This window comes from Staphylococcus ureilyticus (assembly GCF_002902235.1).
GTDB lineage: Bacteria > Bacillota > Bacilli > Staphylococcales > Staphylococcaceae > Staphylococcus > Staphylococcus ureilyticus.
The window spans coordinates 1-13,103 of sequence record NZ_PPRL01000106.1; the positions used below are offsets into that span (position 1 = coordinate 1).

Annotated in this window: 17 protein-coding genes; all 17 read left to right on the forward strand. The window is 32.7% G+C overall.

The window, feature by feature from the left end:
* Positions 1 to 133 precede the first annotated feature (133 nt).
* Positions 134 to 865 (forward strand): 5-oxoprolinase subunit PxpB, encoded by a 732-nt coding sequence (gene pxpB, locus CD150_RS10280; protein WP_073341845.1) that lies wholly within the window; start codon positions 134 to 136, stop codon positions 863 to 865.
* A complete protein-coding gene (locus CD150_RS10285) occupies positions 855 to 1,862 on the forward strand; it encodes a 5-oxoprolinase subunit C family protein (protein WP_073341847.1) in 1,008 nt (335 codons plus the stop codon). The genes pxpB and CD150_RS10285 overlap by 11 nt, the downstream gene beginning before the upstream one ends.
* Positions 1,862 to 2,296, forward strand: a complete 435-nt coding sequence (locus CD150_RS10290) for an acetyl-CoA carboxylase biotin carboxyl carrier protein (protein WP_046208117.1) — start codon at positions 1,862 to 1,864, stop codon at positions 2,294 to 2,296. Before CD150_RS10285 ends, CD150_RS10290 begins: the two co-directional genes overlap by 1 nt.
* A 20-nt stretch (positions 2,297 to 2,316) precedes the next feature.
* Positions 2,317 to 3,675 carry an acetyl-CoA carboxylase biotin carboxylase subunit gene (locus tag CD150_RS10295; RefSeq protein ID WP_103161559.1) on the forward strand — a complete coding sequence of 453 codons (1,359 nt, stop codon included), beginning with the start codon at positions 2,317 to 2,319 and terminating at the stop codon, positions 3,673 to 3,675.
* The gene (gene pxpA, locus CD150_RS10300; RefSeq protein ID WP_046208119.1) at positions 3,675 to 4,433 is read left to right on the forward strand and encodes a 5-oxoprolinase subunit PxpA; all 759 of its coding nucleotides are present in this window, start codon (positions 3,675 to 3,677) and stop codon (positions 4,431 to 4,433) included. Before CD150_RS10295 ends, pxpA begins: the two co-directional genes overlap by 1 nt.
* Positions 4,434 to 4,436: 3 nt before the next feature.
* On the forward strand, positions 4,437 to 5,669 hold the full coding sequence (locus tag CD150_RS10305) for an NRAMP family divalent metal transporter (RefSeq protein WP_073341853.1): 1,233 nt from the start codon (positions 4,437 to 4,439) through the stop codon (positions 5,667 to 5,669).
* Positions 5,670 to 5,958: 289 nt separating this feature from the next.
* Positions 5,959 to 6,645 carry a 5'-methylthioadenosine/adenosylhomocysteine nucleosidase gene (locus CD150_RS10310; protein WP_064208885.1) on the forward strand — a complete coding sequence of 229 codons (687 nt, stop codon included), beginning with the start codon at positions 5,959 to 5,961 and terminating at the stop codon, positions 6,643 to 6,645.
* A gap of 18 nt (positions 6,646 to 6,663) precedes the next feature.
* Positions 6,664 to 7,191, forward strand: coding sequence for a YqeG family HAD IIIA-type phosphatase (locus CD150_RS10315; RefSeq protein ID WP_046208122.1), 528 nt, complete (start codon positions 6,664 to 6,666; stop codon positions 7,189 to 7,191).
* Positions 7,192 to 7,200: 9 nt separating this feature from the next.
* Entirely contained in the window at positions 7,201 to 8,298 is a 1,098-nt protein-coding gene (gene yqeH, locus CD150_RS10320; RefSeq protein ID WP_397610371.1) for a ribosome biogenesis GTPase YqeH, read from the forward strand.
* A gap of 12 nt (positions 8,299 to 8,310) precedes the next feature.
* On the forward strand, positions 8,311 to 9,108 hold the full coding sequence (gene aroE, locus CD150_RS10325; protein WP_073341859.1) for a shikimate dehydrogenase: 798 nt from the start codon (positions 8,311 to 8,313) through the stop codon (positions 9,106 to 9,108).
* 12 nt (positions 9,109 to 9,120) lie between these two features.
* On the forward strand, positions 9,121 to 9,411 hold the full coding sequence (gene yhbY / locus CD150_RS10330; RefSeq protein ID WP_046208125.1) for a ribosome assembly RNA-binding protein YhbY: 291 nt from the start codon (positions 9,121 to 9,123) through the stop codon (positions 9,409 to 9,411).
* Positions 9,411 to 9,983, forward strand: a complete 573-nt coding sequence (nadD, locus tag CD150_RS10335; RefSeq protein WP_046208126.1) for a nicotinate (nicotinamide) nucleotide adenylyltransferase — start codon at positions 9,411 to 9,413, stop codon at positions 9,981 to 9,983. The genes yhbY and nadD overlap by 1 nt, the downstream gene beginning before the upstream one ends.
* Positions 9,973 to 10,557, forward strand: coding sequence for a bis(5'-nucleosyl)-tetraphosphatase (symmetrical) YqeK (gene yqeK, locus CD150_RS10340; protein WP_073341862.1), 585 nt, complete (start codon positions 9,973 to 9,975; stop codon positions 10,555 to 10,557). Before nadD ends, yqeK begins: the two co-directional genes overlap by 11 nt.
* Positions 10,558 to 10,911 (forward strand): ribosome silencing factor, encoded by a 354-nt coding sequence (gene rsfS / locus CD150_RS10345; protein ID WP_073341865.1) that lies wholly within the window; start codon positions 10,558 to 10,560, stop codon positions 10,909 to 10,911.
* Between the two features lie 2 nt (positions 10,912 to 10,913).
* Positions 10,914 to 11,633, forward strand: coding sequence for a class I SAM-dependent DNA methyltransferase (locus tag CD150_RS10350; protein WP_073341868.1), 720 nt, complete (start codon positions 10,914 to 10,916; stop codon positions 11,631 to 11,633).
* A 117-nt stretch (positions 11,634 to 11,750) separates the two neighbouring features.
* Complete coding sequence (locus tag CD150_RS10355; RefSeq protein WP_073343650.1) at positions 11,751 to 12,386, forward strand: helix-hairpin-helix domain-containing protein; 636 nt, start codon at positions 11,751 to 11,753, stop codon at positions 12,384 to 12,386.
* Positions 12,387 to 12,465: 79 nt separating this feature from the next.
* Positions 12,466 to 12,927, forward strand: coding sequence for a ComE operon protein 2 (locus CD150_RS10360; RefSeq protein WP_103161561.1), 462 nt, complete (start codon positions 12,466 to 12,468; stop codon positions 12,925 to 12,927).
* Positions 12,928 to 13,103 lie beyond the last annotated feature (176 nt).

The following is a 13,103-nucleotide window of genomic DNA, read 5'->3' on the forward strand; positions in this document are numbered from 1 at the left end:
GTAGTTTATTATCGACAATTATAACTATTTTTAATTAAACATAGTCTGACAGTTAATGATACAATTATAATGTTGCACACATATTAATGTTTGAATCATAGTTTAATGTATAAAATACAAAGGGGGAAATGTGTTGGAATATAAATTGATCAATGAAGAGACAATTATGATTTACTTTGAACAACAAATCAATCCTTCGACATTTAAGGAAGTTCAAAAAGTTGAAAATTATATTAAAGATCAACAACATAAAGCAATTATTGAAGTGATACCTTCTTATCGGGCAATTATGCTACATATAGATATTACAAAACAAAGTTTAGCGGAAGTAGTTAAAGCGCTGAATCTAGAACAATTTAATCAACTGGATTTTGATGAAAATAATAATGAAGTAAAAATAATTAGTTTACCAGTTCTTTATGGTGGTGATTATGGTCCAGATATTCAAGAAGTAGCTACACATCATCAATTATCAATAGAGGACGTCATTAATTTACATACAGAAAATCGATATTTAATTTATATGCTTGGATTTATGCCAGGCTTTCCGTTTTTAGGTGGTTTAAATCCAGAGCTGGCTACACCTAGACGCGAAGAACCAAGAACGAGCATTCCTGCGGGTTCTGTAGGTATTGCGAATAATCAAACAGGTTTATATCCAAAACAATCTCCAGGTGGTTGGCAAATTATCGGACGTACACCAATTACTGTATTTGATATTTCAAAAACACCTATGTGTTTATATGAATCTGGTGACTATATAAAATTCTATCCTATCGATGAATCAACGTTCGAACAGATTATAGAAGAACAGCAAAGTGAATTTGATATTAAGAAATGGGTGAAAATTCAATATGAGTATTAAAATTATTAATCCAGGGTTATTTAGTACGATTCAAGATTTAGGAAGAATCGGCTATCAAGACCAAGGATTTTCTACTGCAGGTGTTTTAGATCGGTACGCTTATCGAACTGGACAAGCACTCATTGGAAATGAAGGGCCAGCAATTGAATGTACAATAATTGGCCCAACAATTGAATTCTTAGAAGACAATGCTTTTGTATTAATAGGTGCTGAGTTCAAAGCAACTGTTAACGAAGCAATTATTGATGAATCTACTGTAATCGCAGTAAAAAAAGGTGACGTTTTGAAAGTTGGACAGGTCACTAAAGGGGCTAGAGGGTACTTATTATTTGGTAAACCTTTGACAATTCATAAAGTAGCAAATAGTTATTCTACACACACACGAAGTCAAATTGGTGGTTTTAAAGGGCGCGCATTAAAATCTGGTGATGTAATTGAGTGCGAAAACGATTATCCATATGCACGAAATCTTGGATTGAGTGTACCAAAAGATGTTGGTGAAGTTGAAGAAAAACCTATTCAAATCATCAAAGGGCCTCAATTTGATAGCTTTAGCGAAGAGGCACAACAAAAACTAGTAGCTAATGAATTTAAAATATCAGAAAAGTCAGACCGTATGGGATATCGGTTACAAGGTGAAGCGATTTCACCAAACACATCGGCTGACATAATATCAGAGCCTGTTGCCTTAGGCAGTATACAAGTGCCAAATGATGGCAATCCGATCATTTTATTAAATGATAAACAAACAGTAGGCGGTTATACAAAAATAGCAACTGTTTGCGCATCTGATTTACATAAATTAGCTCAAATGCAACCTAATGATACGATTCGTTTTGAATGGACGACAATCGAAGAAGCAGTTAAAAAATTAGAGCAACAAGAAGAAGCGTTTAAAAATACAATCAATAATATTAAAGAGCAACCAATTTTTGATATTTCACAATTGAGAAATACATCTACTCGTATTAATCATTTATTGAAAGGGGAATTATAATGAATTTTGAAAAAGTAGAACAATTAATAAAGATGGTAAAAGATAACGGGGTTAAAAAATTTAATTATAAAGATTATGAAAATGAAATCACTATAGATTTTACCGATAATACATCTGCGTCAACTGCACAACAACAATTAGTTTCAAATAATGAATCAAGTTTAAATGAACAAAGCGCATCAAATGAAGAACAATCAGATCAAGTTGTCAAATCACCAATGGTTGGTACGTTTTATTTACAAGACGAGAAGGAATTAACAAATCCACTTATTCATGAAGGTGATGAAATTAAAAAAGGAGATACCATTGGTTATATAGAAGCGATGAAAGTCATGAATGAAGTAAAAAGTGATGTGAGTGGAGTAGTCGACACAATACATGTCAATCACGGCGCAAATGTTGAGTATGATCAAACGATTATAACTGTGAAATAAGTATAAAGGGGGTATTTGAGTTGTATCGTTGTTTAATTGCAAATAGAGGAGAAATTGCTGTAAGAATCATCCGCGCTTGTAGAGAAATGGATATTGAAACTGTGGCTATCTATGCTTTAGGGGATGAGTCTAGCCTACATGTCAGCTTAGCTGATCAAGCGATATGTATTGGTGAAGCCAATGCATTAGATAGCTATTTAAACCAAGATAGAATTATTAGTGCAGCAAAAATTAGTGGTGCAAATGCAATTCACCCAGGATATGGTTTTTTATCAGAAAGTACTTCATTCGCTAAAAATGTTGAAGAAAACGGTATTTATTTTATAGGGCCAACTGATCAGACTATGGAGATGATGGGTGATAAAATAACAGCACGACAAACAGTAGACCAAGCTAATGTGCCTATCATACCAGGTTCTACTTCTGCTGTAGAGTCAATCGAAGAAGTTAAGGAAATTGCGCAAGATATTGGTTATCCACTTGTATTAAAAGCTGCCAGTGGTGGTGGCGGCAAAGGGATAAGGATTGTCAAAAAAGAAGAAGCTTTAGAAAAGTCATTTAAAGAAGCCAAAAGTGAGGGGCAAAAATATTTTAATGATGATCGCGTATATGTGGAAGCGTTTATCCCAGTAGCTAAACATGTGGAAGTTCAGGTGTTAGGAGACGGTAAAGAAAATTACATACACTTAGGTGAACGTGATTGCTCAGTTCAGAGAAAAAATCAAAAATTAATTGAAGAATCGCCTTGTGCTGCATTATCTGAACATATGAGAACATCTATGTGTAATGATGCTGTGAAAGTAGCAAGAGCATCTAGTTATAGAAGTGCAGGTACTATCGAATATTTAGTGACAGAAGATGCTTATTACTTCATAGAGATGAATGCGCGTATCCAAGTAGAACATACAGTAACTGAAATGAGATCAAATCGTGACTTACTACACGCACAGCTCTATTTAATGAAACACGGTACATTACCGTTCAATCAAGACGAAGTGATATTTGATGGTCATGTCATTGAAGCAAGAATCAACGCAGAAAATCCTCAGAAAGGATTTCAGCCTTCACCAGGTAAAGTAAAAGCATTACATTTGCCTCAAGGCTTTAACGTCCGTATCGACAGTTTACTTTATCATGGCTATACGGTATCGCCAAATTACGATTCACTTGTAGCTAAAGTGATTGTAAAAGCACCAAATAGAGATTCAGCAATAAAAAAATTAAAAGTAACATTGGATGAAATGGTAATCGATGGCTTTACTACGACAGCTGATTTCTTATATGCTGTTTTATCGTATCCGCAATATGCTAATGGTGATGCAAAAGATGTAGATATTAAATTCTTAGATAGACATCAAATAATTAAGGAGGAATCATGATGAAAGTTGATTTAAACTGTGATTTAGGCGAAGCTTTTGGAAATTATTCATTCGGTGGAGACAATCAAATTATTCCGCTAATTACTTCCGCTAATATTGCATGTGGTTTTCATGCTGGTGACCAACATGTCATGAATCAAACGGTGGAATTAGCTAAAGCAAATGGTGTTGGTATAGGTGCTCATCCTGGCCTCCCAGATTTACAAGGATTTGGACGTAGAAATATGGACTTGTCACCAAAAGAAATTTATGATATCGTCATTTACCAGCTCGGTGCATTAAGCGGATTCTGTAATGTTCACCAAGTTAAAATAAATCACGTGAAACCACATGGAGCACTTTATCAAATGGGGGCGCGTGATAAAGCAATTGCTCATGCAATTGCACAAGCTGTATATGATTTTGATAAATCATTAATTTATGTTGGATTATCAAATACGCTACTTGTTACAGAAGCGCAAGCTGTTGGTTTAACTACTGCTGCCGAAGTGTTTGCAGATAGACGCTATGAAGATGATGGTCAATTAGTTAGTCGTAAAGAAAGTGATGCATTGATTACTGACACTGAAGAAGCTATTGAACAAGTTGTCAAAATGGTTAAGTCACAAAAAGTCGTTACGAAAAATAACAAGGAAATTGATATTCAAGCAGATACAATTTGTGTTCATGGAGATGGTGAACACGCACTAGAATTTGTTACAAAAATAAGAGACAGATTATCGAAAGAAGGCGTTTCTATATCTAAGCTGGGAGGCTAACACATGGGAGAAAAATTAAAAACAGAATCAAAGGATTTTGAATTTACAAAAAATCATAAAAGATTATTATTAGGTTCTGTATTCTTAATGGCTACATCTGCAATTGGACCCGCGTTTCTAACTCAGACAGCAGTATTTACTGCTCAGTTTACTTCAAGTTTTGCTTTTGCAATCTTATTATCAATATTGATTGATATAGGAGCGCAAATTAATATTTGGAGAGTGTTGGTAGTTACAGGTAAACGTGGTCAAGAAGTAGCTAATGAAATATTTAAAGGATTGGGTACTTTTATATCGATATTAATTGCAATAGGAGGACTTGCGTTTAATATCGGTAATATTGCAGGTGCTGGATTAGGATTAAATGCAATTTTTGGCTTAGATGTTAAAATTGGTGCAGCTATTACAGCTGTACTATCAATACTTATTTTTGTAAGTAAAAGTGGTCAAAAAATTATGGATGTTGTCACGATGTTTTTAGGCGTTTTAATGATTGTAGTTGTTGCATTTGTAATGTTTAAAGCAAACCCACCATATGCAGACGCAGCTAAACATCTCGTGATGCCAGAGCAACCATTAGCGCTTGTCTTACCGATTATCACATTAGTAGGAGGAACAGTTGGTGGTTATATCACTTTTGCTGGTGCACATAGAATACTAGATTCAGGTATCAAAGGTAAACACTATTTGCCATTTGTCAATAAGGCGGCAATTTCAGGAATATTAACAACGGGTGTACTTAGAGCCTTATTATTCTTAGCGGTACTCGGTGTTGTTGTTACAGGTGTAACTTTAAATGATACTAACCCACCAGCTTCTGTATTTGAACATGTATTAGGACCAATCGGTCGTAATATTTTTGGTGTCGTTTTATTTGCTGCAGCAATGTCTTCAGTTATTGGTTCAGCATACACAAGTGCAACTTTCTTAAAAACATTGCATAAATCTATCTATAATAAAACAAACATTATTGTAATTTCATTTATAGTCATTTCAACTTTTGTTTTTCTATTTTTAGGAAAACCAGTTACATTATTAATCGTTGCAGGTGCTTTAAATGGACTTATCTTACCAATTATATTAACGACAATACTAATTGCTAGTAAACGAAAATCAATCGTCGGAGATTATCATCATCCAACATGGATGTTAGTCTTTGGAGCAATTGCTGTGATCGTTACAGTTGTTACAGGTGTTTATTCACTACAAGGATTGACAGAATTAATGGGTAGTTAATAAAACAATAATAGTGACAAATAAACCATTCTCTAGTTCTTAATGCAAAACAAGGACTTAGGGAATGGTATTTTTTTATGATTTTTTTCACTAAATAGCCTCGAATAGTTTGATATATAAAGCAACAAATTTACAGATTAATTCAATTGAAAGCAGAGAAATTATTCTTATGTTTCTTATGGAAAAGAATGAAATAATAAATTGATATAAATATCGTTCAATCGTCGAGCTATTGGTTTAAATGTGGTAGAATAACTAAGGTTAGGATTTTAAATTGAGGTGAAAAACGATGATCGGTATTATAGGAGCTATGGAAGAAGAAGTAGCAATCTTAAAAGATAAACTTGTTGACTTTGAAGAGATTAATATTGCACATGTATATTTTTATAAAGGGTATATAAATGATAAAGCAGTCGTATTAACTCAAAGTGGTATTGGTAAAGTGAATGTTGCAATTTCAACAGCACTATTAATTGAAAAGTTCAAACCTGATTTAATTATAAATACTGGTTCTGCAGGAGCATTGGATAAATCATTAAACGTAGGAGATATCGTAATAAGTGATATGGTTGCTTATCATGATGCTGATGCTAGAGCATTTGGTTATCAATTAGGACAAATTCCACAAATGCCAGCGCAATTCGTAGCAGATAAATCATTGATTGATAAAGCGACACAAGTAATTACTAATCAACAGTTAACTGCAAAGACAGGCTTGATTGTAAGCGGCGATAGTTTTATTGGAACAAAAGACCAACGAATGAAAATTAAAACAAATTTCCCTCAAGCGATGGCTGCAGAAATGGAAGCAACTGCAATTGCTCAGACTTGCTATCAATTTAATTTACCATTTATTATCACGCGTGCAATTTCAGATTTAGCTGATGGCGACGCAGGTATCACATTTGATGAATTTTTAACAAAAGCAGCAAAATCTTCTAGTACAATGGTAGAAAATTTAATTAAAAAAATATAAAAAAGGTGAATAGAAATAATGGGTATAATAAAGAAATACTTTATGCCAAATGAATATGTACAGTCTATTTTTCAAATTGATATAGATAAGCTTGCAGAATCTGGCGTAAAAGGTATCGTTACTGATTTAGACAATACACTAGTAGGATGGGATGTAGCCGATCCTACTGAAGCGGTTAAAACATGGTTTGAAGAAGCAAGACAAAAAGGGATTACAATTACAATTGTGTCTAACAATAATGAAAAAAGAGTCGGTAGTTTTTCAAAATCATTAAAAGTAGATTATATTTTTAAAGCTAAAAAACCTAGAGGACGTGCGTTTGATCGTGCAATGCATTCTATGAATTTAAATCCATCAGAGATTGTAGTGATTGGTGATCAAATGTTAACGGATGTATTTGGTGGGAATAGACGCGGTTTATTTACTATTATGGTAGTACCTGTTAAACAAACGGATGGTTTTATTACTAAATTTAATCGCCTTATTGAACGCAGATTATTACAACATTTTAGAAAAAAAGGATATATAAAATGGGAGGAAAATTGATTGAGTGAAGTGGATGTATTGAAATGTATAGGGTGTGGTGCACCATTACAATCTGAAGATTCTGATGCACCTGGTTATGTTCCGGAACATAATTTATTTCGTGAAGATGTTGTATGTAAAAGATGTTTTAGATTAAAGAATTACAACGAGGTACAAGATGTAGGTTTAGATAGTGATGACTTTTTAAATTTACTTAATGGTCTAGCAGATAAAAAAGGAATAATAGTAAATGTTGTAGATGTTTTTGATTTTGAAGGATCATTTATTAATGCGATTAAACGTATTGTTGGCAACAAAAAAATTATTCTCGTAGCTAATAAAATAGATCTACTGCCAAAACAAATAAATAAACGTCGTGTAAAAGAGTGGTTGAAGAAATCAGCTAAAAAATATGGACTTGATGCCGAAGACGTAGTACTTATTTCTGCTGACAAAAATGAAGGTATTGAAAATCTATTAACTTCTATTAACAATATTAGAAATGATGAGGATGTATATATAGTAGGAACTACAAATGTAGGTAAATCAACCTTAATTAACAAATTAATAGAACGCAGTGTAGGAGAAAAGGATGTTGTTACTACTTCAAGATTTCCTGGCACAACATTGGACATGATTGATATTCCACTTGATGAAACTACGTTTATGTATGATACACCAGGAATTATTCAAGCGCACCAAATGACACATTTAGTATCTGAACATGAACTTAAAACAATTATACCAAAAAAAGAAATTAAACAACGTGTGTACCAACTTAACGAAGGACAAACATTATTTTTTGGTGGACTCGCACGTATAGACTATATAAGTGGTGGTAAAAGACCGTTAGTCTGTTACTTTTCTAATGATTTAAATATTCATCGAACAAAAACAGAAAAGGCTAATGAATTATGGCGAAATCAATTAGGATCTGTATTAGCACCACCGCATAACCCTGAAAATTTTGATTTGAGTAATGTTAAAGCCGTAAGATTAGAAACAGGTAAAGAAAAACGTGATGTGATGATTTCGGGGTTAGGTTTTATCACAATTGATGTAGGTGCAAAAGTAATTGTACGCGTGCCAAAAAATGTTGATGTTATTTTAAGAAATTCAATTATGTAAGGTGTGAAGAGTATGAAATATGCAGTAATAGGCCACCCTATCGATCATTCTTTATCTCCAGTGATGCATAATGCCAATTTTGAAACTTTAAATTGCAATGCAACATATGAAGCGATTAATATTCCTGAAGATAAATTCAACCAAATAAGAGAAATTATTTCAGATAAAGCACTCTCAGGTTTCAATGTAACAATTCCTCATAAGGAACGCATTATACCTTTTTTAGATGAAATTGACGAACAATCTGAAACTGTAGGTGCTGTGAATACAGTTAAAATAGAAGACGGCAAATGGACTGGTTATAATACAGACGGCATCGGCTACGTTAAAGGATTACAACGCGTGTACCCAGATTTAAAACAGGCTTATATTTTAATATTAGGTGCAGGCGGTGCTAGTAAAGGTATTGCGAATGAATTAACCAAATATGTACAACCGAAACTTACTATAGCCAACAGATCTTTAGACAGGTTTGATCAATGGCGTTTGAATGTAAATAAAATCCGCTTATCAGATGCTGAATTAGCTTTATCTGAATTCGACATTATTATAAATACGACACCAGCAGGGATGAATACAAATCAAGAAATACCAATTAGTTTGAAAAATTTGGATCCGGAAACTTTAGTAAGTGATATTGTGTATGTACCCTTTAAAACACCCATTTTAGAACAAGCTGAAGCCCAAGGTAACCCAATTTATAATGGTTTGGATATGTTTGTTTATCAAGGTGCAGAAAGTTTTAAGATTTGGACAGGTACAGAACCAGACGTGGAAGTTATGAAACGCACAGTATTAGATTATTTATAAAAGGAGCATTTTATGTTAACAGGTAAACAGAAAAGATTTTTGAGAAGTAAAGCACATAATATTGATCCAACTTTCCAAATCGGAAAAGCAGGTGTTGGTGAAAATATGATAGAACAATTAAAAGATATTTTAGAAAATAGAGAATTAATTAAAATTCATGTATTACAAAACAACTTTGAAGATAAAAATGACTTAGCACAAACTTTAAGCGATGCAACTCATAGTGAAATTGTTCAAGTAATCGGGTCTATGATTGTCTTGTATAAAGAATCACATGATAATAAACAAATTCAATTACCGTAATGTCTAAAACGATAGTCTTATATGGTGGGCAGTTTAACCCGATTCATACGGCTCACATGGTTGTTGCTAGTGAAGTGAATCATGTTATTAAACCAGATTTGTTTTACTTTATTCCAAGTTATATGTCGCCGCTCAAAGCGCATGATGATTATTTAGATGCAGCATATAGAATCGATATGATCCGGTGTGCAATTAACGAACTAGGGTTTGGCTTTGTTTATTTAGATGAAGTAGAACGCAAGGGACAAAGTTACACATATCTCACAATTAAACACATTTTAGAAAAGCATCCTAATGCACAACTATATTTTGTTATAGGGACCGACCAATATATACAATTGGAAAAATGGTATGAGATTGATAAATTGAAATCGATGGTAACCTTTGTAATTGTGAATCGTGGAAAAGCAAAGCAAGAAGTTTCAAATAATATGATTGCAATTAATATTCCACGCATAGATATAAGTTCAACGCTGATTAGGGATAGAGTGAAACAACAGGGAAATATCCATACGCTTGTTCCTCAAAGTGTAGAAAAATATATCAGAGAGGAAGGATTATATGAAATTTGATGAAGCAGTCTCGTTAGTAAAAGATAAATTACCGGAGAAAAGATTTAATCATTCACTAAGAGTAGCAGAAACGGCTGTTAAATTAGCTGAATTATATGATGGGGATAAAGATAAAGCAAAACTTGCAGGTATCTTACATGACTATAGTAAATATGATGATTTAGGATCTATGTATCAGATTGTTAGACAAAATGATTTAGATAGTAACTTGTTGAGCTATGGATCAGAAATCTTACACGGTCCGGTCTGTGCGGTTATTATGGAACAAAAATTCGCTGTGAACGACGAAGAAGTTTTGCTTGCCATTAAAAATCATACTACTGGTCGTGCTCAAATGACTAAAACAGAAAAATTAGTTTTTATTGCAGATTATATTGAACCTGGTCGCCAAACCCCAGGCGTTGAAGAAATTCGAGATTTAGCATACAATCAAGGTAGCTTAGATAAAACTATTTATGAAATATCTAAGCGAACTGTTTTATATTTAATCACGCAAGATATTACCGTTTATGATGCCACGATTGCCTGCTTGAATTATTACAATTATAGTAACGAAAGAGTAAAGGATGATTAAATGAAATCAGATCAATTATTAAAATTAGCTGTCAATGCAACTGAGAATAAAAAAGCAGAAGATATAATTTCTTTAAATATGCAAGGTATTAGCGATATGACCGATTATTTTATCGTATGCCACGGCAATAATGAAAGACAAGTACAATCCATCGCACGCGCAGTAAAAGATGCTGCTAACGAAGCGGAAATTGAAGTGAAACGAATGGAAGGTTTTAATGAAGCAAGATGGATTTTAATTGACTTGGCCAATGTAGTCGTACACGTATTCCATAAAGATGAACGTGATTATTATAACTTGGAGAAATTATATCGTGATGCACCTTTAGAATCTTATGGACAGGCAGTTTATTAATAATGGTTCAATATGAAGAAATGAGCTATTACTATGATCAATTAACTTTAGATCAGCCTTACGAATCATGGCTTGATATTGTAGAATTTTATGCTAAAAATAAATCAACCATCTTGGATATAGGTTGTGGTACAGGCAGTTTCACCTCGAAATTAAATGATTTTGATTATATAACTGGTATGGATTTAAGTGTTGATATGCTTTCGATAGCGATGCAAAAATCTAGTGAAGTAAATTGGATTGAAGGCGATATGACTGATTTCGACCTAAACCAACAATTTGATGTAATAACTATTTTTTGTGATTCTTTAAATTATTTAACGGAATATGAAGATGTGTTGTCCACTTTTCAGCAAGTATATCATCATTTAGAGCCGAATGAAGGTATATTTATGTTTGATGTGCATACAGAACATAAAATGAATACTTTATTCAATAATCAAAGTTATATTGATGAAACTGAAAATGTATTTTTAGCTTGGGAAGCTGTTCGCGGGGAAGAACCATTAAGCGTATGGCATGATATGACGTTTTTTATAAAACAAGATGATAAGCATTATAAGAGATTTGATGAGTCACATTATCAAAAGACTTATTCAAAAGATGTTTACACTAAAATGTTAGAATCATCTGGCTTTAAAAATATAACAACATTCGTTGATTTTGAAATCAATAACCATAATCAAAAAGGAGAGCGCTTGTTCTTCGTTGTAAAAAAATAAAAAGTAAAATCACTCCTTTATGCGTGTAAAGTATAAAGGAGTGATTTTTTGTTACCATTATGGGAATTGTTCAAAGAAAGATTCAGTCGATGTAATTTAAAAATAAGGGCCTGTGTTATGCTAATTATAATAGTGATTGCAGTGCTAACACTATTATTTTTGATGAATCATGGCATTGATCAAATCAAGCAAAATGACGAATCTGCACTAATTGAAACATCTGACCGTAATCAATCATTACCACATGTGAAAAGTGAACGGTCATCTAATAAAACTACAGCAAAAAGCAATAATGATAGTAAAGATTCATTTGTTTATGTTGATATCAAAGGTGCAGTAAAACATCCTAATGTTTATAAAATGAGCAATAATGATAGAATTAAACAGTTGTTGGACAAAGCTATTGCTACAGAACGTGCTGATTTAACGAACATTAACTTATCCGAACGATTAATCGATCAAAAAATGATATATGTTCCAGAAAAAGGGGAACAAACTAATAATCCATTGAATAAAAATAAAACTGTTACAAATTTATCAGAAAATAAGGATGCTGATGTAGCAAAAGTAAATATAAATACTGCAACAGAAAGCGAACTCACAACGATACCAGGGATAGGAAAGGTTAAAGCCAAATCTATCATTGAGTATCGTGAGCAGAATGGAAATTTTAAATCTATTGATGAGTTAAAAGAAATTAATGGTTTCGGTGCTAAAACGATAGAAAAATTAAGTTCACATTTAACAATGTAAAATTTTGTTGTATTTTTCTAAAAGCGATATAATCTATAATAAACATATTAAAGAATACATAAATTGGAGGCTAAGTATCATGGATCGTATTAAATGGGAAGAATACTTTATGGCGCAAAGTCACTTATTAGCATTGCGTTCTACATGTCAAAGACTATCTGTAGGGGCAACGATTGTAAAGGATAATAGAATTATAGCAGGAGGGTATAATGGTTCTGTGTCTGGCGAAGTACATTGTATTGATGAAGGATGTCTATTGGAAGATGGTCATTGTATTCGTACGATTCACGCAGAAATGAATGCTTTATTACAATGCGCAAAACAAGGGGTGTCAACAGAGGACGCAACGATTTATGTTACTCATTTCCCTTGTTTAAATTGCACCAAGTCTATTATTCAAGCAGGTATTAAAACAATTTATTATGCTGAAGATTACCATAATCATCATTATGCTTTAGAATTGTTAAAACAATCAAGTATTGTGTATAAAAAAATTCCATTTAATCAAGAACATGTAGCACAATATTTAATAAATAAATAAAATTGATTTATTATGCTTTAGCTTATTTAGCTGGTAACTTATTACTTTTTAATAAAGTTTTATCTCTTATTTTAATATTGGGCCTATTTATTATAATGAAAAGAAAAAGATTTAATGTAATTCATTTTATAATGGTTGTCATCATATCTTTAAGTAGTTATATGATGTTTCAAAAT

Coding starts and splice junctions, on each gene's coding strand:
- CD150_RS10310 (WP_064208885.1), top strand. CDS start 5,959: ATGATCGGTATTATAGGAGCTATGGAAGAAGAAGTAGCAATCTTAAAA.
- aroE (WP_073341859.1), top strand. CDS start 8,311: ATGAAATATGCAGTAATAGGCCACCCTATCGATCATTCTTTATCTCCA.
- CD150_RS10355 (WP_073343650.1), top strand. CDS start 11,751: ATGCTAATTATAATAGTGATTGCAGTGCTAACACTATTATTTTTGATG.
- nadD (WP_046208126.1), top strand. CDS start 9,411: ATGTCTAAAACGATAGTCTTATATGGTGGGCAGTTTAACCCGATTCAT.
- pxpA (WP_046208119.1), top strand. CDS start 3,675: ATGAAAGTTGATTTAAACTGTGATTTAGGCGAAGCTTTTGGAAATTAT.
- CD150_RS10315 (WP_046208122.1), top strand. CDS start 6,664: ATGGGTATAATAAAGAAATACTTTATGCCAAATGAATATGTACAGTCT.
- CD150_RS10290 (WP_046208117.1), top strand. CDS start 1,862: ATGAATTTTGAAAAAGTAGAACAATTAATAAAGATGGTAAAAGATAAC.
- CD150_RS10285 (WP_073341847.1), top strand. CDS start 855: ATGAGTATTAAAATTATTAATCCAGGGTTATTTAGTACGATTCAAGAT.
- yhbY (WP_046208125.1), top strand. CDS start 9,121: ATGTTAACAGGTAAACAGAAAAGATTTTTGAGAAGTAAAGCACATAAT.
- yqeK (WP_073341862.1), top strand. CDS start 9,973: ATGAAATTTGATGAAGCAGTCTCGTTAGTAAAAGATAAATTACCGGAG.
- rsfS (WP_073341865.1), top strand. CDS start 10,558: ATGAAATCAGATCAATTATTAAAATTAGCTGTCAATGCAACTGAGAAT.
- CD150_RS10360 (WP_103161561.1), top strand. CDS start 12,466: ATGGATCGTATTAAATGGGAAGAATACTTTATGGCGCAAAGTCACTTA.
- CD150_RS10305 (WP_073341853.1), top strand. CDS start 4,437: ATGGGAGAAAAATTAAAAACAGAATCAAAGGATTTTGAATTTACAAAA.
- CD150_RS10350 (WP_073341868.1), top strand. CDS start 10,914: ATGGTTCAATATGAAGAAATGAGCTATTACTATGATCAATTAACTTTA.